This is a genomic window from Paenibacillus sp. USHLN196 (assembly GCF_037144955.1).
Taxonomy (GTDB): domain Bacteria; phylum Bacillota; class Bacilli; order Paenibacillales; family Paenibacillaceae; genus Paenibacillus; species Paenibacillus xylanexedens_C.
On sequence record NZ_JBBCYH010000005.1, the window covers coordinates 469,047 to 494,956 of the forward strand.

At 46.6% G+C, this 25,910-nt stretch carries 26 protein-coding genes; 8 read left to right on the forward strand and 18 right to left on the reverse strand.

Annotated features, from left to right (window positions below; translation table 11 throughout):
- Positions 1–10 precede the first annotated feature (10 nt).
- A complete protein-coding gene (locus WFI24_RS15615; protein WP_336762151.1) occupies positions 11–874 on the forward strand; it encodes an alpha/beta hydrolase in 864 nt (287 codons plus the stop codon).
- A gap of 124 nt (positions 875–998) precedes the next feature.
- Positions 999–2,204: an MFS transporter gene (locus WFI24_RS15620; protein WP_336762153.1), complete on the forward strand. Its 1,206-nt coding sequence runs from the start codon at positions 999–1,001 to the stop codon at positions 2,202–2,204.
- Between the two features lie 93 nt (positions 2,205–2,297).
- On the opposite strand, the gene WFI24_RS15625 is transcribed toward WFI24_RS15620, so the two are convergent.
- Positions 2,298–2,750 (reverse strand): Lrp/AsnC family transcriptional regulator, encoded by a 453-nt coding sequence (locus WFI24_RS15625; RefSeq protein WP_145323415.1) that lies wholly within the window; start codon positions 2,748–2,750, stop codon positions 2,298–2,300.
- 170 nt (positions 2,751–2,920) lie between these two features.
- On the opposite strand from WFI24_RS15625, the gene WFI24_RS15630 reads away from it, so the two are divergent.
- Positions 2,921–4,105 carry a serine hydrolase domain-containing protein gene (locus WFI24_RS15630; RefSeq protein ID WP_336762155.1) on the forward strand — a complete coding sequence of 395 codons (1,185 nt, stop codon included), beginning with the start codon at positions 2,921–2,923 and terminating at the stop codon, positions 4,103–4,105.
- 56 nt (positions 4,106–4,161) lie between these two features.
- Here WFI24_RS15630 and WFI24_RS15635 read toward each other — a convergent pair whose 3' ends face one another.
- The 8 genes from WFI24_RS15635 to WFI24_RS15670 form a co-directional block, all read right to left on the reverse strand.
- A complete protein-coding gene (locus WFI24_RS15635) occupies positions 4,162–5,523 on the reverse strand; it encodes an amino acid permease (RefSeq protein ID WP_336762157.1) in 1,362 nt (453 codons plus the stop codon).
- A 242-nt stretch (positions 5,524–5,765) separates the two neighbouring features.
- Positions 5,766–6,020 carry a hypothetical protein gene (locus WFI24_RS15640; protein ID WP_336762159.1) on the reverse strand — a complete coding sequence of 85 codons (255 nt, stop codon included), beginning with the start codon at positions 6,018–6,020 and terminating at the stop codon, positions 5,766–5,768.
- Positions 6,021–6,213: 193 nt separating this feature from the next.
- Positions 6,214–6,912 (reverse strand): RNA polymerase sporulation sigma factor SigK, encoded by a 699-nt coding sequence (gene sigK, locus WFI24_RS15645; RefSeq protein ID WP_145323447.1) that lies wholly within the window; start codon positions 6,910–6,912, stop codon positions 6,214–6,216.
- A 219-nt stretch (positions 6,913–7,131) separates the two neighbouring features.
- On the reverse strand, positions 7,132–7,725 hold the full coding sequence (locus WFI24_RS15650) for a zeta toxin family protein (protein ID WP_336762162.1): 594 nt from the start codon (positions 7,723–7,725) through the stop codon (positions 7,132–7,134).
- The gene (locus tag WFI24_RS15655; RefSeq protein ID WP_336762164.1) at positions 7,718–7,897 is read right to left on the reverse strand and encodes a hypothetical protein; all 180 of its coding nucleotides are present in this window, start codon (positions 7,895–7,897) and stop codon (positions 7,718–7,720) included. Before WFI24_RS15655 ends, WFI24_RS15650 begins: the two co-directional genes overlap by 8 nt.
- 90 nt (positions 7,898–7,987) lie before the next feature.
- On the reverse strand, positions 7,988–8,170 hold the full coding sequence (locus WFI24_RS15660; protein WP_336762166.1) for a hypothetical protein: 183 nt from the start codon (positions 8,168–8,170) through the stop codon (positions 7,988–7,990).
- 83 nt (positions 8,171–8,253) lie between these two features.
- The gene (locus tag WFI24_RS15665) at positions 8,254–9,501 is read right to left on the reverse strand and encodes an MFS transporter (RefSeq protein WP_336762167.1); all 1,248 of its coding nucleotides are present in this window, start codon (positions 9,499–9,501) and stop codon (positions 8,254–8,256) included.
- Between the two features lie 28 nt (positions 9,502–9,529).
- Entirely contained in the window at positions 9,530–10,456 is a 927-nt protein-coding gene (locus WFI24_RS15670) for an ADP-ribosylglycohydrolase family protein (protein ID WP_145323454.1), read from the reverse strand.
- 500 nt (positions 10,457–10,956) lie between these two features.
- Here WFI24_RS15670 and WFI24_RS15675 point away from each other — a divergent pair, with 500 nt between their 5' ends.
- Together WFI24_RS15675 and WFI24_RS15680 are read left to right on the forward strand one after the other, a co-directional pair.
- Positions 10,957–11,625 (forward strand): HAD family hydrolase, encoded by a 669-nt coding sequence (locus tag WFI24_RS15675; protein WP_336762170.1) that lies wholly within the window; start codon positions 10,957–10,959, stop codon positions 11,623–11,625.
- 47 nt (positions 11,626–11,672) lie between these two features.
- Positions 11,673–12,845, forward strand: coding sequence for a mannitol-1-phosphate 5-dehydrogenase (locus WFI24_RS15680; RefSeq protein ID WP_336762172.1), 1,173 nt, complete (start codon positions 11,673–11,675; stop codon positions 12,843–12,845).
- A 243-nt stretch (positions 12,846–13,088) separates the two neighbouring features.
- Here WFI24_RS15680 and WFI24_RS15685 read toward each other — a convergent pair whose 3' ends face one another.
- From WFI24_RS15685 to WFI24_RS15695, 3 genes are all read right to left on the reverse strand, one after another.
- A complete protein-coding gene (locus tag WFI24_RS15685; RefSeq protein ID WP_336762174.1) occupies positions 13,089–13,979 on the reverse strand; it encodes a hypothetical protein in 891 nt (296 codons plus the stop codon).
- A gap of 142 nt (positions 13,980–14,121) precedes the next feature.
- A complete protein-coding gene (locus tag WFI24_RS15690; protein WP_336762176.1) occupies positions 14,122–14,775 on the reverse strand; it encodes a YkyA family protein in 654 nt (217 codons plus the stop codon).
- A gap of 40 nt (positions 14,776–14,815) precedes the next feature.
- Positions 14,816–15,718: a polysaccharide deacetylase family protein gene (locus tag WFI24_RS15695; protein WP_336762178.1), complete on the reverse strand. Its 903-nt coding sequence runs from the start codon at positions 15,716–15,718 to the stop codon at positions 14,816–14,818.
- 228 nt (positions 15,719–15,946) lie between these two features.
- On the opposite strand from WFI24_RS15695, the gene WFI24_RS15700 reads away from it, so the two are divergent.
- Positions 15,947–16,891 carry a DMT family transporter gene (locus WFI24_RS15700; protein WP_336762180.1) on the forward strand — a complete coding sequence of 315 codons (945 nt, stop codon included), beginning with the start codon at positions 15,947–15,949 and terminating at the stop codon, positions 16,889–16,891.
- Between the two features lie 63 nt (positions 16,892–16,954).
- Positions 16,955–17,791 (forward strand): sulfurtransferase, encoded by an 837-nt coding sequence (locus tag WFI24_RS15705; RefSeq protein WP_336762182.1) that lies wholly within the window; start codon positions 16,955–16,957, stop codon positions 17,789–17,791.
- Positions 17,792–17,841: 50 nt separating this feature from the next.
- On the opposite strand, the gene WFI24_RS15710 is transcribed toward WFI24_RS15705, so the two are convergent.
- The 6 genes from WFI24_RS15710 to WFI24_RS15735 all read right to left on the reverse strand — a co-directional run bounded on the left by WFI24_RS15710 (position 17,842) and on the right by WFI24_RS15735 (position 25,364).
- Entirely contained in the window at positions 17,842–19,374 is a 1,533-nt protein-coding gene (locus WFI24_RS15710) for a glycoside hydrolase family 32 protein (protein ID WP_442956229.1), read from the reverse strand.
- 106 nt (positions 19,375–19,480) lie between these two features.
- Positions 19,481–20,932 (reverse strand): glycoside hydrolase family 68 protein, encoded by a 1,452-nt coding sequence (locus WFI24_RS15715; RefSeq protein ID WP_336762185.1) that lies wholly within the window; start codon positions 20,930–20,932, stop codon positions 19,481–19,483.
- A gap of 242 nt (positions 20,933–21,174) precedes the next feature.
- Positions 21,175–22,020, reverse strand: a complete 846-nt coding sequence (locus WFI24_RS15720; RefSeq protein WP_336762187.1) for a PRD domain-containing protein — start codon at positions 22,018–22,020, stop codon at positions 21,175–21,177.
- Between the two features lie 9 nt (positions 22,021–22,029).
- Positions 22,030–23,577, reverse strand: a complete 1,548-nt coding sequence (locus WFI24_RS15725; protein ID WP_336762189.1) for a PTS transporter subunit EIIC — start codon at positions 23,575–23,577, stop codon at positions 22,030–22,032.
- Between the two features lie 338 nt (positions 23,578–23,915).
- Positions 23,916–24,956, reverse strand: a complete 1,041-nt coding sequence (locus tag WFI24_RS15730) for an NAD(P)/FAD-dependent oxidoreductase (protein WP_336762191.1) — start codon at positions 24,954–24,956, stop codon at positions 23,916–23,918.
- Positions 24,957–24,980: 24 nt separating this feature from the next.
- Positions 24,981–25,364, reverse strand: coding sequence for a winged helix-turn-helix transcriptional regulator (locus WFI24_RS15735; RefSeq protein WP_336762192.1), 384 nt, complete (start codon positions 25,362–25,364; stop codon positions 24,981–24,983).
- A gap of 140 nt (positions 25,365–25,504) precedes the next feature.
- On the opposite strand from WFI24_RS15735, the gene WFI24_RS15740 reads away from it, so the two are divergent.
- Positions 25,505–25,858, forward strand: a complete 354-nt coding sequence (locus WFI24_RS15740; RefSeq protein ID WP_336762193.1) for a DoxX family protein — start codon at positions 25,505–25,507, stop codon at positions 25,856–25,858.
- Positions 25,859–25,910 lie beyond the last annotated feature (52 nt).

The following is a 25,910-nucleotide window of genomic DNA, read 5'->3' on the forward strand; positions in this document are numbered from 1 at the left end:
GGTTTTTGGTATGACGGACTACACTCAATTGTTACCGGAACATGAGGTAAAGAAGATCGGAGAACATGATTTACACTTGGAGATATTCGCAGGAACCCCTCCTCATGACGAAAAAACAACGACCAAGAAGCCCCCACTGCTGTTCGTTCACGGTGCATACACAGGCAGTTGGATGTGGAGCAAATACATCCCCCACTTTGCCCAGCACGGTTGGACCTGTTATGTCATGAATCTGAGAAGTCACTACAAGAGTCGGGTCATGGACATGACAAAGATTACATTTGACGATTATTTGGAGGATATTCGTGAAGTATTGGCGGAACTCAACGAACCTCCCGTTCTTATTGGCTTTAGTATGGGTGGGATCCTCAGTCAAAAGATTGCAGAAGCCGCTACTCTGGCAGGCCTAGTTATAATTGACTCCAGTATAAGCAAGGAAGTTCATGGGGTAATGCCCTACCCGGGAAGCGATCGTATCACACCTGGGATCATCATTCCTGCGCCTGTCCGTGATGAACTGACCAGTATCGATGAGGCGGCAGAAGACATTGCTTTTCAGCGTAAATATCTTCAGATGGAGTCTTCGAAGGCATTTAGCACATTTTCCGTGATGTTTGGAGCAGATGGCGGTGTATCCATTAATGGCGAGCTGATCCATTGCCCCAGCTTGGTGATCAAGGCTGTTTCCAGTGAAGACGAAGATCAGAGAGGAAAATTAACCGCCAAGCAGCTTGATGCTGCATATGCCGGACTGTGGGATACGACCCATACGGGTTTACTGGTTGGCCAACGGTACATGGAACCTGTCGATATCATTCTTGAATGGTTGAACAGACAGCACCCCTTTGAATTAACGGATAAAATTGCAAATTAAATTAAATATCATATCAAAACCCCCTTCTTACCTTTAATCCTGTATGCAAAAGTTTGAATTTTTCAGATAAGCTTATATGCATAGTTCTGGATAGGATTAAAATATAAGAAATGAGGTTTTGTTCATGACCGCTCACACATCCCTCCCAAACCAAAGGGAGATTCCTTCCATATCTTCAGAACGCCTTCCGTGGGCTGGGCTTCTTGCATTAGCCATGGCGGGATTCATTTGCATCCTCACTGAAAGTCTGCCTGCGGGACTGCTGCCGCAAATTGCAAAAGACTTGGGGATCACAGAGGCTCTTACCGGACAGTTGGTGACTCTTTATGCCATTGGATCACTTGTTGCTGCCATTCCCTTGACTGCTGCTACACGCGGATGGAGACGCCGACCTCTTCTGCTGGCATGCATTAGCGGTTTTCTTGTCTTTAACACCGTTACCGCCTTATCGTCAGATTATATCCTGACACTTGCTGCTCGTTTCATGGCGGGGGTCTCTGCGGGTGTGTTATGGGGAATGACAGCAGGTTATGCTCGTCGGATGGTCCCGGATTCGTTAAAAGGTAAAGCCATGGCCGTGGCTATGGTCGGCACACCCGTGGCACTAGCCCTTGGTGTCCCAATCGGTAGTTTTCTCAGTTCTTATATCGGCTGGCGCCTCATCTTCGGGATAGTATCTTTTCTGACCGTAGCTTTAATCGTATGGGTTCTCTGGAAAATGCCGGATTTTGCCGGAGAGCCCGCTGGGGAACGTCTTCCGCTGCATAAGGTGTTTTTAATTCCGGGAGTTAGGCCTATTCTGTTTGTTGTTCTGGCCTGGATGCTTGCCCATAACATTCTATACACCTATATTTCTCCCTACCTTGCCCAGACCGTATTTGCTAACAGAGTAGACTTGATTTTGCTCATTTTCGGTATTACTTCCATTGTTGGAATTTGGTTAACCGGAATGCTTATTGACCGGTTTTTGAGGAGATTGGTTATCATTAGCTTGGCATCATTCGCTCTGGCCTCTGTCGTGATGGGAATCGGTACTCATCAACCTGTCATTATTATTCTTGGCGTCATGATCTGGGGACTTACGTTTGGCGGGGCTGCCACACTGTTACAAACTGCCATCGCTCAAGCCGGAGGCAAAAGCACAGATGTCGCTCAATCGATGCTGGTTACAGCATGGAATCTGGCGATTGGCGGAGGAGGCATCATCGGGGGCATCCTTCTTGAAGTATTTGGAGCAGGATACCTTTCTGGGGCGCTGTTTATCTTGCTCATTCCTGCGTTACTTGTAGCTATACGTGCTTATAAATATGGATTTACCAGAGCAAATTAACAGGAAGACATTTTGCATGTGTTACACATAGGAGAAAGAGGAGTTCACTTGATGTGGACTCCTCTTCTGTTTTTCATTGTAAAGACCACAATCTTATTCTGCCTGTGCCAGCAAATTTGGTCCTTCCACGAGATTCTTATGTGCAATTGGAGAAGACATGGTGATTAAAGTCATGTAAGTGCCGTACGGATCACACTTATTCTCAAACTCCTCGAGTCCTTGAATGGTGTCTGTGAGGATTTTCAGCAAGTAATTGTACTCCCCGCTTATCCGATAACATTCCACAACTTCAGGTGACGCACGGCAGAAATCCAGGAAAGGATAACAATCCCGGGTACGAAAAAGAACATAGGCTGTGCTCTGTTTGCCCAATTTGGAGGGGGAGATCACAGTTCGATATTCCTCGATGATTCCCTTTTCTTCCATTCGTTTGACTCGTTCAGTAACGGCGGGCTGAGATAACCCCACCAGTTTGCCTAGTTCGGTCATGGATAATCTCGCCTGATTCTCCAAGTGAAACAGGATATGCTGATCTATTTCATCCATATAATCCACTCCTTTAATTACATAAGATATATTCAGAAATTACCTTAAGTATATTCGTTAATTCATTATAACACCTTTAATAAACCATGTAATACAAGATCCATCATTTATATAATAAACATAGTTACCACGAGAAATCAAATACATCAGTTGGTGAGAGGAAGATAAGCATGAGAAAAGAAGACATGACGACATTGCATACTTATGTGGATGAAGCTATTGATCGTGCTCTAAGCGAAAAAAGAATCGTAGGAACAGTTGTACAGGTTGCATTAGGAGGGGAACTGGTTTACAGCCGGGCTGCTGGTTTCGCAGACAGGGAGCAAAAGCGTACCATGTCGGAAAACGCTCTGTTTCGACTTGCTTCCGTAACCAAACCTATTGTCTCAACAACAGCTCTGACATTAATCTCACAAGGAAAGCTGAGTCTGCATGATCCGGTGACCCGCTGGCTTCCTGCATTCCGGCCCAAACTTGCCAATGGTCAAGAGGCTTCAATAACAGTACATCAGTTGATGACGCACACCGCAGGCTTGACATACCGTTTCTTCCAAGAAGACCAGGGAACCTATGAACTTGCAGGAGTATCAGACGGAATGGATTGGTCTGAAGTTAGTCTGGAGGAGAATCTGCAAAGGCTGGCTTCTGCTCCTCTTCTGTATGAGCCAGGACACATGTGGAGATATTCCATTGCGACAGATGTACTTGGTGCCGTTATCGAAAAGGTAACTGGGATGTCACTACGAGAAGCTGTTCAAACGCTGGTTACTCGTCCACTCCACATGACCGACACTGACTTTGTTGCGGTGGATTCAGAACGATTGACAGCTGCATACGCTAATGGTTCTGAAGAACCCCGTCTCCTTCATAAGGAGTTGGAGCTGATTCCTTTTATTGAGGGTACTGCTGGCTTCCGACTGTCACCCAATCGTGCGAATCATACTTCCGCTTACTTATCGGGCGGAGCGGGTATGGTTGGAAGTACCGGAGATTTTCTTACTTTACTTGAAGCATTGCGACAAGGAGGACAGCCTCTCCTTACAGAAGCCGTTGCCGCTGAGATGTCTACCAATCAAATCGGTGATCTCGTGATGCCATACTGGCCAGGCAGAGGGTTTGGCCTTGGTTTTACCGTACTTAAAGATCCTGTCGCAGCCGGTACACCGGAATCCCCGGGTACGTGGCGGATGGGTGGAACTTACGGCCATTCCTGGTTTGTTGATCCAAAAGAAGAACTTAGTGTTGCAGCATTCACCAACACGGCACTTGAAGGGATGTCGGGCCAGTATACCACCGATATCTGTGATGCCATCTATGCGAGCATTCGTGAAGGCAAAGAGGCTGCAAGAATTTAAATACGAATAACCGCCCAATATCATTGGGCGGCTTTATTTTGCAATGATGGTAAGACCTACTGTCTGTTATTACTCAAATTTCTCTTTTTAAAAAGGTAGATCCCCGCAACAAGAATAAACCACACCGGCGTGACAAATAGCGCCACTCGCGTGTCCTCAGCCAATGCCAATACTACCAGCACAAACGCCAGGAAAGCCAAAATTAAATAGTTTGAGAACGGATATAGTGGCAACTTAAAGCGACTGCGACTAGCCAGTTCCGGCTGAGTACGACGATATCTGAGATGACAGATCACCATGATGCCCCAGACAAAGATGAAGCATACAGTCGACACGCTCGTGATTAGTGTAAATACGCCCTCCGGCATCACATAGTTCAGTACAATCGCAATCAGAATAACGATTGTAGAAAAATATAGCGCATTGGAAGGGACTTTTCGCTTGTTCAGTCGTGCAAACGACTCAGGCGCGTTGTGATCTTTTGCCATGGAGAACACCATACGGCTTGTACTGAAAATGGCACTGTTACACGCCGAAGCCGCTGATGTTAACACAACGAAATTCACAATCCCTGCAGCGGCCGCAATACCTACAGCGGCAAACACCTGTACAAACGGACTTTCCGTAGGCACAATGGCGTTCCACGGGTATATGCTCATAATAATCAGCAATGCGCCAACGTAGAAAAGCAGTACCCGGATCGGAATCTGGTTAATCGCTCTCGGAATAACCTTCTCCGGGTTCTCGGTTTCCCCCGCTGTCAGCCCCACCAGTTCCATGCCTACAAAGGCGAATACCACCATCTGGAATGATATGATGAATCCATGCAGTCCATTCGGGAACCATCCCCCATGACTCCAGAGATTGCTGAAACTGGCTGGACCCTGATCGGTTGTAAAACCTTTAAATATCATATATAAACCAACAACAATGAGTGCCAAAATGGCCACGACTTTAATTAGGGCAAACCAGAATTCCATTTCACCGAACAGCTTGACCGTCGCCAAGTTCATGATTAGCAATATGACCAACGCAATTAACCCCGGCATCCACTGAGGTACATTCGGAAACCAAAACTGCGTATACAATCCAACGGCGGTAATGTCAGCCATAGCAATGGAAATCCAGCAGAACCAGTAAGTCCACCCTGTAATAAATGCCGCCATATTTCCCAGGTAATCGCGCACGAAATCGACAAAGGAATGATACTTCAAGTTGCTAAGCAGCAGTTCCCCCAATGCACGCATGATCAGGAACAATATAACACCCGTGATGATATAGGCCAGCAAGATCGACGGCCCTGTCAGTTGGATCGTTTTGCCTGCTCCGAGAAACAGACCTGTTCCGATCGCCCCTCCAATGGCCATCAGCTGCACATGCCTGTTCTTTAATCCCCTTGTTAACGTTTCTTGCTGCATGATAAACCACCACTCTCTTTCTGCACATGCTCTCTACGATGCAAAATATTATTACTCATCATATAATAATCTGCCCAGAATACCTATCCCTCTTTTATATATTTTTTTGCACAGCAAAGAAGGCACCTTGTGCAAGGCGCCCTCCTGGTTTTGTGCTCTTGTTTGTGTACTTGTAAGCTTGTACTAGTGGAATTGATACAGCGCTTATATACGATCTCTCGTTATTTTCATGCTATCTCATATCATGTTGATACTACATATCTATAGAAATATTTTAAAATTAAGACTAAGCATAGAGCAGCAATAACTAAAAAGGCAATCGCTAAGGAACGTTCTTTTTTCCAAACTCGAATAGCATTAGCAACGTTAATCATGATTAGCGCAAGCGAGTTGATGATACCCGAGTTCGATTGAAACATGTTAAACGTGATCATAATCATCCCTACGATCCAGATGAACCAATACCAGAGTGGCATCTGCTGTAAAAGCTGCTTCATTATAATTTATACTCCTTATGTATTAAATTGTTCTATTTATAAGAAATTCTTCAACTCAGAGATAAATTCCTTTATTTAGGTTATAAATCAAAATATTTATTGTTAGTTAGATCCAACTTAAATTATTAACAATACATCGTTGTATAGTAAAAAGGGCTCCCGATAAAGGCGCCCTCTGGTCTGTTAAGCTATATTATTTTTGCTTATAGAACTCATGATACAGCTTCATTAATGCTCGTTTCTCAATCCGTGATACATAAGAACGTGAGATGCCCAGTTCCTTCGCAATCTCGCGCTGGGTACGTTCTTCCCCGCCCGCTTCCAGGCCAAATCGACCAACCACGACTTCCTTCTCCCGATCATCAAGGATATCGAGATTGCGATAAATTTTGCTTTTTTCGATCTTGAGCTGCACTTTATCTACAACGTCGTCGGCTTCTGTTCCGAGGATATCTATTAGCGTAATTTCGTTACCTTCTTTGTCCGTACCGATGGGGTCATGCAGGGATACGTCTTTGCGTGTTTTCTTCAGGGAACGCAGATGCATAAGTATCTCGTTTTCAATACATCTCGCTGCAAATGTGGCAAGTTTGGTTCCTTTGCCTTGCTGAAAACTTTCGATGGCTTTGATCAAACCAATGGTTCCGATGGAAATCAGATCTTCCTGATCTTCACCCGTATTGTCGAACTTCTTGACGATATGCGCGACGAGGCGCAGATTGTGTTCAATGAGCAGATTGCGGGAGTGAGCATTGCCTTCAGCCATAAGGCGTAAATGTTTGGCTTCATCATCCTCAGCCAGTGGCTGGGGGAACGCATTATTTTTGACATACGAGACGAGTAACGTTAACTCCTTAATGAATAGAGCAATAGCGGTAAACAATCCGGGCACAGATGACACCTCCTGCAGTTTTACAACGATCTGGCCTGAGCACGTGAGGAACAGGGTCGATCTATTGTATGTAGGCAGGGGCCCAGAAGTGCATGTACACTTGAAAAAGGAAATACTCTTGTGAAGATTTCACACACTTACGGAAATAATCGAGCCCACCTTAAGTGTTCACGTCTCAATAATATTTTACGACATTCTGTAGACAAGCGTTTATCGGCTTTATTTCAGGCCATCTAGCTCCCCAACAATCGGTAACACCCAGTTAGGAAAGTTTTCCACTTGATATGTCAGGATATAATTCTCGGCCTGCATTACAATTTCACCGGAAGCTTGACTATTATCAATGACCACCAAATCATCTATAAGATGAAGATTAGCCAGCAGGTTTTTTATAGATGTCGTTTGTCTTCGAACGATGTCTTCCGTCGGAATATGATGTCCGCCATTTCGAACTCGACCAGCGACACGCTCAATATTGAGAAGAACATCATTCAGCCCCACATAAAACATGGTTACCTCAAATCTACTCGCTTTGGCAGCCTGCATCAGTCGTATCACATTGCCTCCAGCCAAAGTCGTTTCAATTGAGAAATCACGTTGAGAATGGATGCATTCCCTTGCAAGTTTAATCGCTTCTTTACCCGCTGATATCTTACGTCGATCTGGATTAAGAGGATCAATCCTACGCGCCAAAGAATCGGGGTCAATATTGACGCTAATGCCGAGCTTATCTACAATCATATTACGAATGGTACTTTTCCCACTGCCATTATTACCTGCAAACACATACATGATCGAATTAGCTTTAGTCATGAATTATCCCTGTATTTTCAACTTCTTCGATTATGCCGTTTGCATACTCCCTGACAATTTTCCCGTTATCCCCTTGATACACAATGTATGTTCCATTCGCTTTTGCATCCAACTTGGCACGTTCACCTGTAAGCTTAATAAGCTTTTGCAGATCTTGAATACGATTCGTCATAATCATCACCATCCATTTTCATCTTGCTCTTATTGTACCATACGTATTAATTTCAAAAAATTGCGGGCTTCCCACGTTATAAGTGCATTCTCATACACTCACGGAAACAATCGAGCCTACCTTCTGAAGAAGGAGAAATTCTTTCTCCACACTTTGAATAAAATATGTTTTCTCGCCAAATATGACGACATCATTCTCGGCTAATGGAACATCGCTTTTGAAATAAATGAAATTATCCGTTTCCCGAAACGCACCTTTGTAGTAAAACATCATATTCCTCTCCCACTAATCGATATTAGAAAAAACCTCCACTCCCACATGTCGATGCAGGAGCGAAGGCTTCACATTCCATTTTTCTAATTCACCGGTGCTGGCTCCACAGCGTCAGGGAATTCCGGCAGACGCTGTTTACGGTCCATCATCAAACTGACGAACAACCCCAGTAACCCCAATGCGGCAATAACTGCTGCATACAAAGGTACGGATATAAGTCCCGTATGGGTAATTGCATACCCGCCCAGATAGGCTCCTCCTGCATTACCCAGATTAAACGCGGAGTGACTTGATGTCGTTGCCAGTAGCGGCGCTTCCCGGGTCATATTCATGATTCGAATCTGCAATCCTGGCATAATGCCAAAAGCCGCAACACCCCAGAAGAATATGGTAATTACCGCGAGATAAGGATTGTCCAGCGTAAGCGTAAGTGCAGCTAGAAGAACGGCCAGGATGCCGAAGTTGATTATCAAGGAAGGCATCAGCTTCCAGTCTGCCAGACGACCCCCAACCATGTTGCCAAGTGTAACACCGAAACCGAACAGTACCAGAATCCAGGTCACATTCTGCTCGGCAAAACTACTAATGTCTACAAGCATCGGCGTAATGTACGTAAATACGGCGAACAGACTTCCACAGCCCAACGCGCCAATGAGTAGAACCAATAATACCTGTGGACGAACCAGATTTCGGAACTGCTGCCCGAGGTTCGCTGGTGCGCCTTGCGGGATAACGGGAATGAAACGAATGATGCCAATCAACGAGATAATGCCTAGAATGGTGATTGCCCCGAAGGACGACCGCCATCCGAGCTGTTGCCCGATAAACGTACCAAACGGAACGCCAATAATGTTGGCAATCGTGAGCCCTGCAAGAACAACCGATACCGCTCCTGCCCTTCTCTCGGGTGCAACGAGCCGTGTTGCCATGATCGAACCTACACCGAGGAACGTACCATGGGCAAATGCCGTCAGAATCCGTGCCGAGATCAGCAGTCCATAGGTAGGAGCAATGACAGACAAGGCGTTACCGATAATGAAAATGCACATCAGCAGCACCAGCAGTTTTTTCTGCGGAATCTTGTGCGTGAACACGGTCAAGATCGGCGCACCTACCGCTACACCAAGCGCATATCCCGTAATGAGTTGTCCCGCCTGCGGAATACTTACATTCAGGTCTGTCGCTACATTGGGCAGTAAACCCATAATAATAAACTCAGTCATACCAATCGCAAAAGCCCCAATCGTCAGGCAAAACAGGGATAATGGAAACGCCCCTCGTTTACCAGACTGCGAAGCTTTTGATTCTGTCGTGTGTTCTGCCCTGCTCATAGATGTTCTCTTCTCCTCTGTCTCTTTATCAATGATTTCCTGTGGCTTTCAACCACAATGCATCAGTTAGTTGATCGAACGTTTCACGCATGGCCAGCTTGTCCCGCCAGTGTGCCGGAATGCCGCTGAGTCCATAATAAGCACCTGCGATTTGTCCGTACACCGCACCCGTGGTATCCGCATCATCACCCAGATTAACAGCTAACAACGCGCCTTCTTCGAAGCTTGAGGACTTATGAAAAGCCCATAATGCGGCTTCAAGTGAACGAACCACATAACCACTGCCCTTAATTTCGGGCGGCTCTTTGCTCTGATACGAACCCCTAACAACCTCTTCAATTGCAGGTGAAAAAGTAGGCTCTTCCCTCCACTGTCGGCATGTCTCCGGCATCAGCATGACGTTCTTGTCCGCTCCACGCAGGCCAGCAACAAGTATAGCCGCCAGTACTTCACAGGCCTCTACACTTTCGGTTGCAGCATGTGTTGTTTGGGAGCTAAGCCCGGCATAATGAACTGCCTCTTGCGGACGATTGGCATAAGCCATCGCGACAGGAGCAAGCCTCATAATAGATCCATTGCCCGCCGTCATCGGATCCGTTGATCCGCTGTAGGCTTCTCCGGTTACACCAAACCTCTCCAAGGCGCTTCGTGTAGCCCCACCAATATCGAAGCAATTACCTGTGCTACTCATATACCCGACCTTGTACCAATTGGTGTATCTGCGCATCTGATCCGCAGGATCAAAGTCTGCCTGGCGCACCAAACTTTCTGCCAGACACAGAGCCATGGATGTATCATCGGTCCACTGTCCTGCTTCCAGCCCAAATACACCGCCTCCCACGATATCGGTAACAGGTTCAAACGTTCCTGGGCTACTGAATTCTACAGTAGTTCCCAGCGCATCACCCACTGCAAGCCCGATCAAACATCCATCGAAACGATCCCTTTGAAGCATGAAGATATCCCTCCTTATTTCATTGATTTTCAAGATCTTTTACTCCATTTTCCCACAGGCTCTAATCCTGCGTAAAGCTAATAAAAACAAAAGCACACGGCATGGTTTCTTCTATTATAAAAGTGTCGAAAGCTGTTGAACGGTCAAATCATCCAATTTTCATAAAAAAAGTTTTATTTTATTATGCTGAAAAAACAGTTTATTCAGTACACCGCTTACATGTAAAGGGCTTAACGGTTTGCAACGTCCATCATTTTCAGAAAATGCGTCATCCATGTGAAAATTTTCAATGTAAACTATCATAACGCGCTTGACCCTTCAGTTTGTCCTATGTTACGGTTTTATTAGCTTCAACGCATATTTTTTCCCAAATCAATATTCATTTCCGGTTTATTGCGTCAACTAATATACCGCAGGTTAATGAATGCACGGGAATGAATTTGCAGAAAATTTTCATTTTTTTATCCCCAAACTAATTCTGAAACAGGAGGAACAAATTTATGATTAAGGCACTGGTGTTTGATTTCGACGGAACGATTATTGATACAGAGACAGCATGGTATATTGCTTTTCGTGATGCTTACAAGGAACACGGCGTGGATTTAACCCTGGAGATGTATTCACAATGCATCGGTACCAGTCTGAAAACATTTAATCCGTATGAGTACCTCATCACAGATTTGAATCTTCCGATTGATCGGGATGCGTTCAGGGAATCCGTTCAGTTGCAGCACGCTGCATTGATGAACAAAGAGGTGGTTCGTCCGGGCATTCAGAACTATCTTGATGAAGCGCGTAAAGCTGGACTAAAACTCGCTGTAGCCTCCAGCTCCAAACGGGAGTGGGTTGAACAGCATCTGGAACAATTGAAACTGAAAGATTATTTTGAAGTTATCCGTACGGCAGATGATGTTGCACATGTGAAGCCTGATCCGGAACTCTACAATCAAGCGCTTGAAGCCCTTGGAGTAACTGCAGACGAAGCCGTAGCGATTGAGGATTCACCTAACGGCGCGCGTGCAGCTGCTGCGGCTGGTATGCACTGCGTAGTCATCTCGAATACCATTACAGGAACATTGGAATTCGATATGCCTCACCAACGGCTTTCTTGCTTGACTGACCTTACATTTAATGATTTGATTTCGAAGCCACTCGTCACTACCGTCTAAGGTCTGCACGAATTTCGCGATTCAATCCTTAAAGGGGGAGTTCATACATGAAAGCTGTACATTTTGGTGCGGGCAATATAGGCCGCGGTTTTATCGGTCATATGTTGTCCGCTTCCGACTACGAAGTCTGCTTTGTCGCACGTAACCCGAAGAAAATCTCCTTGCTTCAAGAGAGACAGGAATATCCCATTACACTCGCCAATAGCGATCAGGATACAACGATTGTAAACAACGTGACGGCTATCAATGTGAATGAGCAGAATCTGGTTGCTGAAGAGATCGCTTCAGCCGATCTGATCACAACCGCCGTGGGTGTATCTGCACTCGGAGATATTGCCGAGCCGATCGCCAAGGGCATTCAACTTCGCATGAAAAACAATAATCAGACTCCACTGCATATTATCGCTTGCGAGAATGCCATCGGTGGCAGCACCAGGCTGAAGAAACGCATCTATCCATTCCTGGACGAACCTACTCGTAAAAAAGCCGAACGTTATATTTCTTTCCCCAATGCAGCAGTGGACCGGATTGTTCCGGCTCAAAACCACAAGGACCCGCTGCAGGTCACTGTCGAACCTTTTTATGAGTGGGTCGTTCATCGTCCTGCCTTTCTGGATGGTTACAAGGAAATTGATGGTGTCCATTATGTGGATTCCCTTGAGCCTTATATTGAGCGTAAAATGTTTACGGTAAATACAGGCCACTGTGTCGCCGCATACTTCGGCTATCTCGAAGGATTCAAGACCATTCGACAGGTCATGAGTAACTCCACCCTTCGGGCCAAGGTCCGCCATGTTATGGAAGAGACGGGTCAGATGCTCATCCAGAAGCACGGATTCAACGCCCAGAAGCATAACAAATATATCGATACCATACTGGAGCGCTTCGCCAATCCTAACCTTACGGATCAGGTTACCCGGGTCGGACGTTCCCCCCTTCGCAAGCTTTCGCCTCATGACCGGCTTGTTCGCCCAGCGCTGCAGGCCAGTGAATTCGGAATTGAAATTCCCCATTTAACTTCTGCTATGGCGGCCGCAATGCTGTTTAATGACAAACACGACGAGGAAGCCATGAAGCTACAACACATGATTCGCGAAGATGGCGTCTCCACCTTCATCCGTGAACGCATGGGAATTCCCGACGAACATCCCGTTCATCAGAATGTAATCGCCCGTTATCAAGAACTCAGAGGGCGCAAAGAATCGACTATACTAACCTGAGTAACACTGATCAGGGCATTGGTTCGATCCTGCAAACTGAATAGTAGCACGGCCAAGAAGCCGGGAGGAACCAATGCATCAGCATCACTCCTTCCGGCTCTTTGTCTTTGCACGGCAAGGTACATTCATAGGATAGCCACATCAATAAAACAGCGCATCTCCTCTCTCAAGGAAACACGCTGTTTTATTGATCGTTATCATTCCCTTAGCCGTTCGGTTTAACCCGCGTGGCTCATCCCTTTTCTACTCATTCATGATGGAATTGAGGGATGCATATACCATTGGCAGGAAACCTTCCGAAGGTTCACCAATGGGTGCTTGGATGTGGAAAATGAAACCATTACCATCCAGTTCTTTGACAATATAATACTCTGTTTTCTTATCATTCTGGGACATCATGTACAATTCCGCATCCTTCATCGGGCCGTTACTGAGTTGTTCAGTCGTTAATTGCTTTACTTCTCCTGTCTCGGACAACTCTTCCTTGGCATCCATCTTCAGCATATCCAGATTGTAATCTGCCGGTAGCTTCTCAATCTCTACCTCATAATCCGGATCAATCTTCATTGTTAATTCATGGTCTTCTGCGTCAAAAGCCATCGGTTCAAACACATAAAGTGAGTAACCTTTCGCTTGTGCCAATGTCACGGGACGCTTCTCGGTCATTCCTTCTACCGTCACTTCAAGCTCTGACGTCTTCGGGCGATCGGACGTTATAGCACCGCCTGCATTAGAACCGTTGTTGTCATCGTTTGATTCAATTTTTGCAATCTCTGTAAGTACCAGCTGTTTCGTCGTTGCATCAATGGTTTTCTCTACATATTTGAAACGCACGGAATCTTCGTCATCGATATCATCCAGTGACTTCTGCAGATCTTCGCCCACCTGGAAAGACATCGGCTTCTCATTCACTCGAATCTCGATGGTGTGCGGATCAGCCCATCCGGTGAGAATACCTTCCGCTTCTATTGCAGCACTTTCATCAGGCTTTTGCTCCGGTGCTGGTGTGTGTTCTTCCGTATTATTCACAGGTGGCTGTGCAGCAGGACTGCTGTTCCCACAGGCCACAAGCGAGAATCCCATAAGTAAAACCAGTAGGGATGTACTAACTTTCATTGTATTTCCTTTTCGCATATGAACACCTCCGTTAGCTTATACGCAATGATGCTTGTCCATGTTGCTTCTCATCCATTGGCTTGGCTGTATACTAGTACTTACACGGGAGAAAGGCAGCTCAATCATGCAAAATATCTGAACGATTACTGTAGTCCTCTACCTAACTGGCCTGATCCATCTGTACCAGTTTCGCATTGGCTCCGTTAAATGCTTTGGTCTGCAGGTTAAATTGCTTACGGAATTCAGCAAGCTGCGCATATTCGCTATTCCGTACTCGAATGGCTCGCTTGATCTTAACCAGATTAGGTTCTGCCTTTTCTCTCATCAGTCCATATAACTGCTCATCGGCATTCAGACTCAGCTGATACGAAGCTACGAAATTGTCAAAAGCACGTGCTCTTGCTTCATATTGATCCAGCACCTTCTCAGCCTGGGCCAATGTTTCTTCGTTTTCAAATGATAGGTCTTTCAGTGAACTCCGCAGAGCTACCGTCTGCTCGCTGGTCTGTTTCATGACCCCTTCGGCCTGCTTCAACAACGTTCTTCGTTCATGAATATGATTTGCTGCCTGATCCAGCAGTGCTTCGAGATCACTGTTTTTGTTCTTGCCTTTGTCTAAAATAGACTTGTATAACTTCATATCTTCCTGCTCATGACTGGCCAGCGCCTTCAAACTCTGATCGATCTCCTGTCCGCTGAGCACCAATTGGTTTACCTGATTTGCCGCAGGCTCCTGCGGCTCTCCACAACCACTTACCAGCAGAATTAGCAATACGCTGACTGCCGCAAGTGCCACTTTTTTACTCGTTAGCACCCAAGTCCTTCCTCTCTTACATCATCATCTTGTTGTTATATTACAAGCGGCTATCTCCACTAAAATTGGCTACCCAGTGTGCATCCGGATCGTATACTTCGAACTCGTAACCCCGATCTTCAAGCAGTTTCAGAATACGAGGCAGAGCCTGAACGGTCTGCTCGCGCTCGTGCATCAGAATCACTTCCTTATCCCGATGTACACTTTTGCTCACCCGTGCCACAATCTTATCCGGTTGACCGGGGAGATTCCAATCAAGTGAATCTGTCGTCCAGTCCCACAGTTTGAACCCAGCTGCAGCAATATCACCCCTGAATTTTTCTCCAATCTGCGGGCTGCTTCCATAGGGTGCACGAATCAGATGAGGTGTAAAACCAATCAGGTCCTGCACCATCTTCTGCTCTTTCTTGAACTCTTTCACAAAGTTTGCAGAGCTGCCGCTCTTATACAACTTTTTATAGTTATGCGTCATGCTGTGGAGTCCAGGGTAACTTCCTTCCTTCAACAGCCGTTTCACAGCTTCTGGGTGCTGATTCAACTGACGTCCGATCATGAAGAAGGTAGCCTTCGCCTCATGCTGCTTCAGAATATCCAGCAGTTGTTCCGTATATTCAGTTGGCCCATCATCAAACGTTATGTATGCCAATTTGCGAATCTGACCCTGGAACCGTGCCGGCTCCTCCTTCGCATCCGGAGTAACTTTTATCATGCCGAGCTTGGCGGGTTGTTCTATTACAGTAATCGGAGGCGGCGCCACAACGCTTTTGATCCAGTGCGTCATTCCAAGGAATACATATGTAATACCGGTAACGAACAGTACCAGGAGCATTAGAGCTATGCTCAGCCTTCCATACCGGATTTTTCTTCGTTTATGTGTTTTCGTGCGACTTGTGCTGGGCGGAATACTGCCACGTTCTCCCGCTCTCTCTTGTTGAACTCTCACTGTCATGCCACTTCCTTACTTTCATTTTTTCCCGATTATTGGTATATTATCTCGTTTCATGTCTCTATATAGAAGATTAATAGAAAAATGGATCGGGAGAATGACAGAATAGTTACAAGCCCGGTTACAATCTACTTATCTCTTCGTTCTCTTTATCTTTCCTACGGTTACCTTCTCCTGTATAATGAAGTGATTTACGCTATCAGACTTCAAGAAGGAGCTACACCCATGACAAGCTTGAACCGTGCCGGCAGATCCATCTATCTGTTATTCTTTGTCGGCATTATCGCCATTTCTTTCTCTTCGATCTTTGTACGATGGTCTACTGCAGATGTTGCGGTCATTGCGATGTACCGTCTGTTCCTGACCAATCTGCTGATGCTCCCTTTTGTCTGGAAGTACAGACACGAGATGATGCGTCTGAGCTTACGGCAGTGGGGCTTGCTGCTTGCATCCGGTGTGATGCTGGCTCTTCATTTTCTACTCTGGATGGGTTCGCTGCGACTCACCAGTGTTGCCAGTTCCACCGTCATTCTCGCACTGGAGCCTATATTGATTCTCGCGGGTTCGGTATGGCTGTTCAAAGCCAAAATTAACCGCATGATGATCATCGGCATGGGCATCGCCCTGCTTGGATCGATCGTCATTGGTGCAGGAGATTTCCAGTTAGCAGGCACTGCACTGCAAGGTGATGTCTTGTCTTTGCTTGGCACAATCGCAGTCGCCGTTCATATGCTGCTGGGTCAATTTTTGCGTGCGGGGCTTAGTGCATTTTCGTATAACTTCTGGGTATTTTTTGTCGCTGCTTGTACGCTGGCGGTATATAATCTGATCATGGGCCATCCGTTCGGGGGTTACGCTGCTTCGGAGTGGGGAATATTCCTGCTGCTCGCCATTGTGCCAACGATCTTTGGACACTATCTCTTCAACTGGTTGCTTCAATATATGAATGCCACAACGGTATCCATGGGCGTACTTGGGGAACCCGTATTCTCTTCATTGCTGGCCTGGATGCTGCTCGGCGAGTCCCTCAGTGTATTACAGATGTCTGCCGGGGTGGTCATTATATTCGGGGTATGGATCTTCATTCGATATGGCAAAACCAAACCTCAGATTGCTTCAACAGAAGCCTCTGTTGCGGGAAAAGGGCCTATTGAACCTAGAACGGTATAACCTATTTTTTCTTAATCCACAGTAATATACGACTCTACCACTCTCATAAGGCGGTGTATTTTCATGAAAAATATTGTATCCATGCGCTGGCTGCTCGCCAGAATGTATGAACCGGATGTCGTCATTGCAGATTGCCGATTCTTGCTCGGTCAACCGGAGGCTGGAAGACAAGCCTATGAAGCTGGACATATTCCAGGAGCTGTCTATCTCGATTTGGAAAAAGATCTGTCTTCTCCTGTGTCTGCGCACGGAGGGCGTCACCCGCTTCCTGATCCGGCTGTTCTCGCAAGTCGTCTCTCCAAAGCTGGCATCGGCTCCAATAGTCGTATTGTTGCTTATGACGATCAAGGCGGGATGGATGCATCTCGGCTATGGTGGCTGCTTCGCTATATCGGTCATGAACAGGTGTATATCATGGACGAAGGTTTCTCCGCTTGGAAAAACGCCAAATTCCCGGTGACCGCGGATGTGCCCGTTCAGATCCCGGCTTCTTTTGAGGTGAATGTGCAGCCAGCCATGCTGGCAAGTGTTGAGCATGTTCAGCAGGCTTCGGCAAGTGGCAGTGCCGTGCTAATTGACTCCCGTGATGCTCGCCGCTATGCGGGTCTGGAGGAACCCATTGATACTAAGGCCGGACATATTCCGGGTGCGGTGAATTATTTTTGGAAAGATGTGTTGGATTGGGATGGACGTTGGACAGATACTGGGGTGTTAGAAGAGCGTTTTAGTAAGCTGGACAAGGATGGTGCGATTATCGTGTATTGCGGCTCCGGCGTATCAGCTTGCCCGAACGTGATTGCACTGGAAGAAGCGGGATATACAAATGTGAAGTTGTATTCCGGGAGCTGGAGTGATTGGATTAGTTATGAGGGGAATCCGGTGGCGACGGGAAAAGAGTAAATGCAAAGAAGCCCACATCCAACGATGCGGGCTTTTCGTCATGCCGCTGATTAATCGAAATATTTAATCTGCAGGTTGCTAAATACTGCCGTTCCCCCTTCAGCATATAACGTGATTCCCCGGTCGTTCAAGTGGGGGAAAATGATATTGGATAACACCAATGAGCCATCGTCAACGAAGACCTCGATACTGGTCTTGTCTACCAGAATCTTGAGATGAACCTTGTTCTTCTCGGGAACAAACGCCGCACGACTCTCCAAGTCTCGACCACTGCGATCAGGGTTCCCCGTATGTGTCCGGTTCACATATACATAACCATCTTTTACATTAACACCTGCATCCACATGTCGGCTCTGGTCATCAGATTCGCGCAGCCTTAGTCCAATGTTATTGACCTGAGTCCACGATATATCGGCCTCCATATAATATGAATTCCCCTTTACAATAAGCGAGCGGGCTCCGTTTACTGTAAAGGGCTTGAACTCCATCTCCGAGACTGCCGCCTGCTCCATAGCATCGATCGGTCTTGAGATCAGTCGATACTGACCCGTTTTTGATGTAATCAGTTTAATTTCACGAACAATTGAATCCATGCCGTTGTAACCTTCCTGCAGTGTCGGCGTATTGTTGGCATAACTCCAGTTATTCATCCAGGCGAATGCGTAGCGATGATCGGTTTTGTCACTGCTTGCCCCATCTTCAAATGTAACTCCTCCATACCAGTCGAAGCCATAGTCCAGCCATTGTGGTTCATGAAGGTCAGGAACAAATTCTTTGCCATTAAAGCTTCCGGTCCAGTAAGCATAGGTGTTGGGTTGTCCCGATGATCTACCGTTGGCACTTACGCCGAGCACCCATTTATAGGTTCCGTTATCTGCACGCATCACAAACAGATCAGGACATTCCACCAATCCCACGTTTTCCGTGAAGAAGCCGCCGGTATATCGCCATTTTTTCAAATCAGCCGATTCATAGAACCCAATCTTCGTCCCTTCAGCCAGAGCCATAACCCATTTTCGGGAATGATCATCCCAGATGATTTTAGGGTCTCTGAAATCCTTTTGTCCCGGATTCTTTAACACCGGTCGATCTCCATAAGGCTTAAACGTTTTCCCTTGATTGGTGCTGTACCATAAATATTGTTCCTGCTGTCCGCTGCTGGCAGAGGGCTGCGTCATGATCGCAACAATTGCTCCCTTGCCGAAGCCGGCTGTACCTGACTCATCCACAACCAATGAGCCAGACCATGGATCACCGTTCCGGTTCGTGTATTTGGGGATTGCCACTCCTTCATCCTTCCAATGAACCAGATCGACCGATGTTGCATGCCGCCATTCCGTACCATTGCCTTTGGGGTAATCACCGTTATACAGATAATAATAGTGGTACTTCCCGTCCAGATATATCGGCCTTTGGGGATCATTCTTCCATTTGTCTGGCGTTGTAAAATGAAAGCTAGCTCGAAGGCTCGCGCCAGGAGAGGCTACTCCCGTGTCCACTGTTGGCCATGGGCTGTTGGTCAGGATCGGAATGACAGTGAAGACGAGCGTGATCACACCACAAACAGCAGACCCTATGATCATTTTCTTTCTGATTTTGTTATTCATAACAGATACCTCGTTTGTAAAAAAAAGAAAATGCCAATAGATATCGACATTTTCTTTCTTTTAGACTCTCTGTGAAATTTGTTTATTCCACTGTTAATTGTCCTTGTGCCAGAATGCTGTCCTTCACTACGGATGTTTTGGATCCTTTGATATTCACCAAGAAACTTGGTGCGAAGGTAGCATGATGATCTTCAAACATTCCCCGGTTGGTCATATAACTCGTGATCACTACGTTGTTGCCTTGCACCTGCGGAATAGCAAAATGTGCGTAAGTCCAGGTAACATCCTTAGGATCCAGATCTTGATGCAATACAAGTCCAGTACCATTCAACGGCTTGTAAGGTCCTGTCAGAGAATCAGATACATATCCCAACATGTAGATATCTTCAGCATCGACACCATCCACAACCATTTTGGCTCCTCTTGTATCCGTGAACAAATACCATTTTCCATTCAACTTAAAGACATTTGCGCGTTCAATTTCATCGGTTACCGTATTGGATGCAAGCAGCGGCTTCATCACTTGTTTTAAGCTATAGTCGTCATTCAGTTCAATGATCCCCAAAGCGCCATTGGCTAAGGAAGCAACCTTTTTATTAGGGCTTTGCAGCAATTTCTCCCTCTCGGCCTGGAAGAACTTCTTGCTTCCTTCGTAGAAGGCCCTGTTATTGAATGCATCCTCACCCTGGTAGCCCATCTCTGTTCCCGTATTGGCTTCGAAAACAAGGTATTTATGACCATTATCTTCAACGTAGTGAGGATCTCTCAGTGTATGATTGTCGGAATAATCCCCACCGCTGAAAGCCTGATCCACGGTTTGATACATTTTGCCGTCACCATCAAAGATCGACTTGAAATCTTCAACACCATCCACCTTGAGCGTGTCCTCTGTAAGTTCGGAGACATTGATCTGAGCAGTCGTCAGGGTTTGCTTGCCATAAAATCCGTTGGCCGGGTCCCAGCCTTGACGATTGGTGTAGAACAGACGAATATGGCCATCCGCAGTCAGCGTAGAAGAACCGGACCATTCCTCTGCCTGTTGATTCAGAATGGGGTCATTCGGAACGTTCTTGTCGGTGTTCTTGAACACTCTGCCTGCATTTTTCCAGGCATCAATGGATGTGTCTCCTGCTTTTTTGTAGAACATATAGATGAATGTGTCCCATCCCCGATCCGGGTCACCCGCCAGACCAAAGACGACTTGATAACCATGATAGTTAGCTACGGTACCATCCGCATTCTGCAGCGGCCAGGTATCCCACACATCCATGTCGATGACGTTACCATTTTCATCATATCCTTTTGCGGAAGGTAGATTTTGGATAGTAGATGCGTCAAACTGAGGAACCTTGAATCGTTCTTTGATTTGTTCCTCAGGGATTTTTAATGCGTCTGTTCGTGTAATATGCGAGATACCATAACTCTCTTTGTAGTCTGAACTTTCTTTTGCTAAAGCCGAAACTCCCCCACCTGCCAATAATGTTGTTGCAAATGTTACTGCTGTCACTCTTCTCATCATCTTCTGGAAATTCATTGGATTAATCCCTCTCTCTTGTCATTTTTTTCCCGGAGAACAGAAAAAGACCTAAAAATCGCTAGGGTATGGTGGATACACCGATCCCAACGGACTTTTAGGTCTTGCCTGCTTACCAGTAACAATCCCGACATATTCAACTGTCGATAACTATTCTATATGGTCGGATCAAAACTTGGCTATAGATCGAAACTCCCGATTCGAATCAAGGACCAGGGACTCAGTCCTGCCAAACATCAGAATCATTCCGAGGATGGATGAAGTCGATGATCTATCCGGTTGATCTCCATGGCGATCACAACCAGTTGGCTTTCGGTAAAGGCATATCCATAATCCTCTTCAACCATTTCACCGATCTCGCGTGCCTGTGTATATGCTTCGGTAAAATTCATTTTTGCAATCGCTACAAGCTCCGGATTCAGTTCATTGCGGAGTTTGCCTGATTCATCCGTTTGCAGCATATTCTCAAGCTGGGTCAAAAGTCGCTCATAGTTCGCAGACCCACGATCCAGTACACCGGCAACTTGTCCTACACCTTCTGCGATATCCCTGATCATGGCCGTCTTTTCCGGAGCCTTATGGCGCATGCCCGCATTCTTCCAGGCCGTATGGATATGCATGGCGATATAACCAACCTCATCTTCCGGGATGACCACCTGCAATTTCTCGTAGATCAAACGCTTGGCATGAAGCCCAAGCTGAAACTCTCTTGGATAGAGAATACGAATCTCCTCAAGAAGCGTATTCCGAATTTCGATTCCCTTGCCAATCCGCTCCAAGGCAAACGAGAGATGGTCTGTAAGCGCGATATGGATATTCTCATGAAACGTGACACCCAATGCTTTCTCGGCGAAAGTGATGATCTGCTGGGTGACCGCAATTTCTTCTTCGGGTAGTGTCCCAAGCATTTCCTGAAGGTGGTTGTACTGTTTCGGATCAGTCATTACAAACACTTTTTCAACAAGGCTCGGGTCTACAATATCATTTTTTCCTTTTTGGAAAACAACCCCCGGCCCCATGACAATTTTCTCTTCTCCATGATCGTTAACCACAGCGGCGTTATTGTTGAGTATTTTTTTGATCTTCATGTTAGTCTCCTATGCCTGTTCGTTAAGTTTATCAGCTTCTGGTCGAACAACGCGATCCACACCGAGCAGCAAGGTAACGCTAAAAGCCGTAGCCAGAGCAAGCACAAAACCGATCAGATAATGAACAAGATTCATCAACCCGGGCTGTACGATAAAAGCGATCATCGGGATTCCGGTTAGCCCAAATGAATTGGCCACAACCTGATGAAAAGCGACATATGCCCCTCCGGCGGCTCCTCCTGCAGCAGCACCCAGAAAGGGCCGCCCAAGTTTAAGATTAACACCATAGGTGACTGGCTCGGTGATACCGAACAGCGCCGTGATCGAGGCAGGCAAAGCTATTTTCTTCAATGCTTCGTCCCGGGTTCTTGCATATACTGCAAGCCCGGCACCTGCTTGCGCGATATTCGCCATGGACCAGATCGGAAGCAAGAAATTGAAGCCGATATCCGGATTGGAAATCAGTCCAACTTCGACAGCCTGAATCCCGTGATGAAGACCGGTGATCACTATGGAGCTGTACATCCCGCCAAGCAGAAGGCCAAATAGCAAGCTCCCGTAGTTGAAGATGTATTCCAGAATACTTCCCAGCGAGCGGCCCAGACCCAGAGCAAGGGGTTCAATCACCAGTACCGCAAGGCTGCCCGCGATGCTAAAGCTTAAAAAGGGAACGAGAAGAACAGCTCCGGATGACGGTAACCATCGGCGTAGTCCTTTCTCAATTATCGTTAGCACAAACGCCGCAAGAACGGTTGGGATTATGGCTCCCTGATACCCGAATTGCGGTGATACCGGCAAAATTTGAGCAAAGGCTGGATCTCCAACGATGTCGGTGAACGGAAGAATCCCCGGATGAGTCATAACAATCCCAACAGCGGCACCAAGCGCCGGGGTTCCCCCAAACCGTTTGGCCGTGTTGTATCCGAAAAGAACCGCCATCAGCTGGAACGCTGAGCCCGTCAGCAGTGACAGAATCCGGAACCACATTTGGCCTGGATCATCCCAGCCGAATGCTCCCGCAAGTCCCAAGAGACCCAACAGCAGCCCAGCCCCGACGAAGAGCGGAATAATGGGCACAACGATATCAGAAAAAAATTGGAATGCGTCCACCAACCTGTGTAACAGCCCTCGTGAATGAAGCCCCTTATCATTGGATGACCTGCTAGCCGTAGACACGGACGACAGCGGATAGGAATCCGTATGATCTTCTTCGTGTAGCCGTGGTGTGACAGGTCCTTTCGGGCCGTCTTCTTTTGGTACGGACGAAGTAGCTGACTGAAGCATGCCATTCACCTGGCGATTAACCTTCGACACAAGAGCGGGACCAAGGATAATCTGAAGTTGTCCAGCACGAACGTACACCCCTTGAATTTCCTGCATACCGTCAAGACGTTCTTGTTCCACCAGATCACTGTTCTGCAATCGGAGTCGGAGTCGTGTCGTGCAATGGGTGCTTTCGATAATATTGTCCGTTCCTCCAGACCATTCAATAAGTTGCGTGGCCAGTGCCCTTGCGGAACTACGTCCCTTTGTGACACTCCGGTCATCCTGCTGCATGGATGCTCCTCCCTGTTCCTTAGCATTAAACGGACATCGAAGGATCGACGATCTATTATTGAATGTTGATCTTCTTCAAAAATTACAATTCCGTCATTTATGGCAGTATTACTATTGTGACCACTTCACTTTCCAAAATCAATGGTCAGTAAATACCACTAATCTGAGGACAATGGCTCATCTTGGCTGTTCATCCAGATCTAGCGGGAGCTGGAGCGACTGGATTAGTTATGAGGAGAATCCGGTGGCTACCGGGGAAGTGTAGAAGACTCCAACAAATATCCACAACGAAAAGTACATCGCCACTTGAGCGATGTACTTTTCGTTGTGGAGTGATCCTAAAACCGGGAGAGGCGACAAGGGTCTAATTCATTTCTTGATTCGCCATCAATAATTTCACTTGTAGCCAGATGCGCAATCAGCGGCGCCAGCGTAATTGCAGAATGCATTACCGTCAGATAAAGTCCATTCATGTGATCATGGAAGCCCACAATCGGATAACCGTCTTCAGGCATGGGTCTCCATCCAACCTTTATGCTTTCCAGTTCCAGTTGATTCCCGTGCTTGAGACTGCGACGCAATGTTTCGTAAGCTCGCTTACCGACCGCCTGAGGTCCGTTTTCCTCCGACTCGTCGATATAATCTTCCGCAGCCAGCAGTGTATAGTCCGTCAGTTGACGCGCTTCAAATTGCGCATTGGAGATTAATGTGTGAATCAGTTTATTTGCAGTTTTCATCCGAATCAGAATCGAAGGTGACGACGTTACCGGCACGTGACAACCTAACGGATTACAAAGTTCGGGTGTACCTGTTCCTGCGGCCAATACCACGACATCCGACTCCACAAAACCCTTGGACGTATGAACACCAACCAGACGGGAACCCTCTTGCTTCAGCTGTGTAACGTTGGTGTCGAACTGAATCTTTGCTCCGTACTCTTGCGCTTTGCTCAACAACAGCTCCGTTACCGCTATAGGGTCCACCACACCTTCTTCGCTGACAAACATGGCTTCATCCGGATATTCTTTCAGATTGGGCTCCAATGCCTCAAGCTGCTCCCGGTTTAATTTTTGAGCGTGGTGTTGCTCCCTTAGAGGCGGAGTGTCCCAAGTTAGCGCTCCATGCCAATGAATTTTCAGTTCGGACAACTCTTGCTGAAGTGTGTGATATTCTTCCACAACTGCATCGTACAAATGCCAGTATTCAGGAGCCACTCTATGCGTCGTATGTATCCAGGCAAATGATTTTTCCGTGACTTCACGCGCCGCGGCTGAGTGCCGTTCGATAACGGTTACATCTTGATTTCGTTTGGCTAGATGATAGGCCATACACGCCCCAACAATACCTGCACCAATAATCACAATTTTTTGTCTATTCAAAACTAACTCTCCCTTGTCACCCTATCACCCCAAGGAATCGATTTTCCGAAGTTCGGATGGGTTTGCTCCTATTTCGTCTTCTTCGCCGTACAGCTTCTCCATATGCTGCACATGCCCGGCTCCCCACTCGCTCATAGTCTGGAGCACAGGTTTCATGAGCTGTCCATACGCTGTAATCGAGTATTCAACCTTTGGCGGAATTTGCGCATACATTTCGCGATGCACAATATCGTGATACTCCAGTTCTTTTAACTGCTGGGCCAGCATTTTTTTTGAAATATCCGGAATGGCTTTTTGTAATTCACTGAACCGCATTGTATCGTTACTTAGCAGGCGCAGGAGAATCAATGATTTCCATTTACCCGTGAGGATATCCAGGGCCGTTCCGAATTTGCAATATACCGTCATTCTTATTCCTCACTTTCTGACCATACCCAGGTATACTTTTGGTTACCTGGTTAGGTTTAAGTGCCTACTTCCAGCTTGGTCCTTCTCACTTTAGTATAGAGGCAGACATCGAAATTGAACAAGTGAGGGGAAAAGAAAAGATGAATGTAACGTTATGGATCGTACAAATCATATTGGCGCTAGGTTTCGTATATTCGGGATGGATGAAAGCCGTTCGTATCGAGTCATCAAAAAAGACCTGGGCCTGGGTCAATGGAGTGCCGAAAAGTCTAGTTGTTTTGATCGGAATCGCGGAGCTACTAGGAGCACTTGGCCTAGTTTTGCCGTGGGCACTGAACATAGCTCCGGTGCTTACGCCCATCGCCGCAATCGCTTTGGCAGTTGTCACACTGCTTGGAATGTTGTTTCATATTCGGCGCAAAGAGTACCGGGAGCTCGGCGTGAATATCTTTTTTATAGTTCTGGCATTGATCGTGGCAATTGGAAGACTATGAAGGGAACCGGGGTGCCGATCTGAGGTATTATTATATAATAACCTCACTACAT

Coding starts and splice junctions, on each gene's coding strand:
- WFI24_RS15685 (WP_336762174.1), bottom strand. CDS start 13,979: ATGCGAAAAGGAAATACAATGAAAGTTAGTACATCCCTACTGGTTTTA.
- WFI24_RS15725 (WP_336762189.1), bottom strand. CDS start 23,577: ATGCAGCAGGATGACCGGAGTGTCACAAAGGGACGTAGTTCCGCAAGG.
- WFI24_RS15735 (WP_336762192.1), bottom strand. CDS start 25,364: ATGACGGTATATTGCAAATTCGGAACGGCCCTGGATATCCTCACGGGT.
- WFI24_RS15635 (WP_336762157.1), bottom strand. CDS start 5,523: ATGCAGCAAGAAACGTTAACAAGGGGATTAAAGAACAGGCATGTGCAG.
- WFI24_RS15705 (WP_336762182.1), top strand. CDS start 16,955: ATGAAAAATATTGTATCCATGCGCTGGCTGCTCGCCAGAATGTATGAA.
- WFI24_RS15655 (WP_336762164.1), bottom strand. CDS start 7,897: ATGACGAATCGTATTCAAGATCTGCAAAAGCTTATTAAGCTTACAGGT.
- WFI24_RS15660 (WP_336762166.1), bottom strand. CDS start 8,170: ATGATGTTTTACTACAAAGGTGCGTTTCGGGAAACGGATAATTTCATT.
- WFI24_RS15615 (WP_336762151.1), top strand. CDS start 11: ATGACGGACTACACTCAATTGTTACCGGAACATGAGGTAAAGAAGATC.
- WFI24_RS15700 (WP_336762180.1), top strand. CDS start 15,947: ATGACAAGCTTGAACCGTGCCGGCAGATCCATCTATCTGTTATTCTTT.
- WFI24_RS15720 (WP_336762187.1), bottom strand. CDS start 22,020: ATGAAGATCAAAAAAATACTCAACAATAACGCCGCTGTGGTTAACGAT.
- WFI24_RS15665 (WP_336762167.1), bottom strand. CDS start 9,501: ATGAGCAGGGCAGAACACACGACAGAATCAAAAGCTTCGCAGTCTGGT.
- WFI24_RS15670 (WP_145323454.1), bottom strand. CDS start 10,456: ATGCTTCAAAGGGATCGTTTCGATGGATGTTTGATCGGGCTTGCAGTG.
- WFI24_RS15650 (WP_336762162.1), bottom strand. CDS start 7,725: ATGACTAAAGCTAATTCGATCATGTATGTGTTTGCAGGTAATAATGGC.
- WFI24_RS15675 (WP_336762170.1), top strand. CDS start 10,957: ATGATTAAGGCACTGGTGTTTGATTTCGACGGAACGATTATTGATACA.
- WFI24_RS15715 (WP_336762185.1), bottom strand. CDS start 20,932: ATGAATTTCCAGAAGATGATGAGAAGAGTGACAGCAGTAACATTTGCA.
- WFI24_RS15620 (WP_336762153.1), top strand. CDS start 999: ATGACCGCTCACACATCCCTCCCAAACCAAAGGGAGATTCCTTCCATA.
- WFI24_RS15740 (WP_336762193.1), top strand. CDS start 25,505: ATGAATGTAACGTTATGGATCGTACAAATCATATTGGCGCTAGGTTTC.
- WFI24_RS15630 (WP_336762155.1), top strand. CDS start 2,921: ATGAGAAAAGAAGACATGACGACATTGCATACTTATGTGGATGAAGCT.
- WFI24_RS15625 (WP_145323415.1), bottom strand. CDS start 2,750: ATGGATGAAATAGATCAGCATATCCTGTTTCACTTGGAGAATCAGGCG.
- WFI24_RS15710 (WP_442956229.1), bottom strand. CDS start 19,374: ATGATCATAGGGTCTGCTGTTTGTGGTGTGATCACGCTCGTCTTCACT.
- WFI24_RS15680 (WP_336762172.1), top strand. CDS start 11,673: ATGAAAGCTGTACATTTTGGTGCGGGCAATATAGGCCGCGGTTTTATC.
- WFI24_RS15640 (WP_336762159.1), bottom strand. CDS start 6,020: ATGAAGCAGCTTTTACAGCAGATGCCACTCTGGTATTGGTTCATCTGG.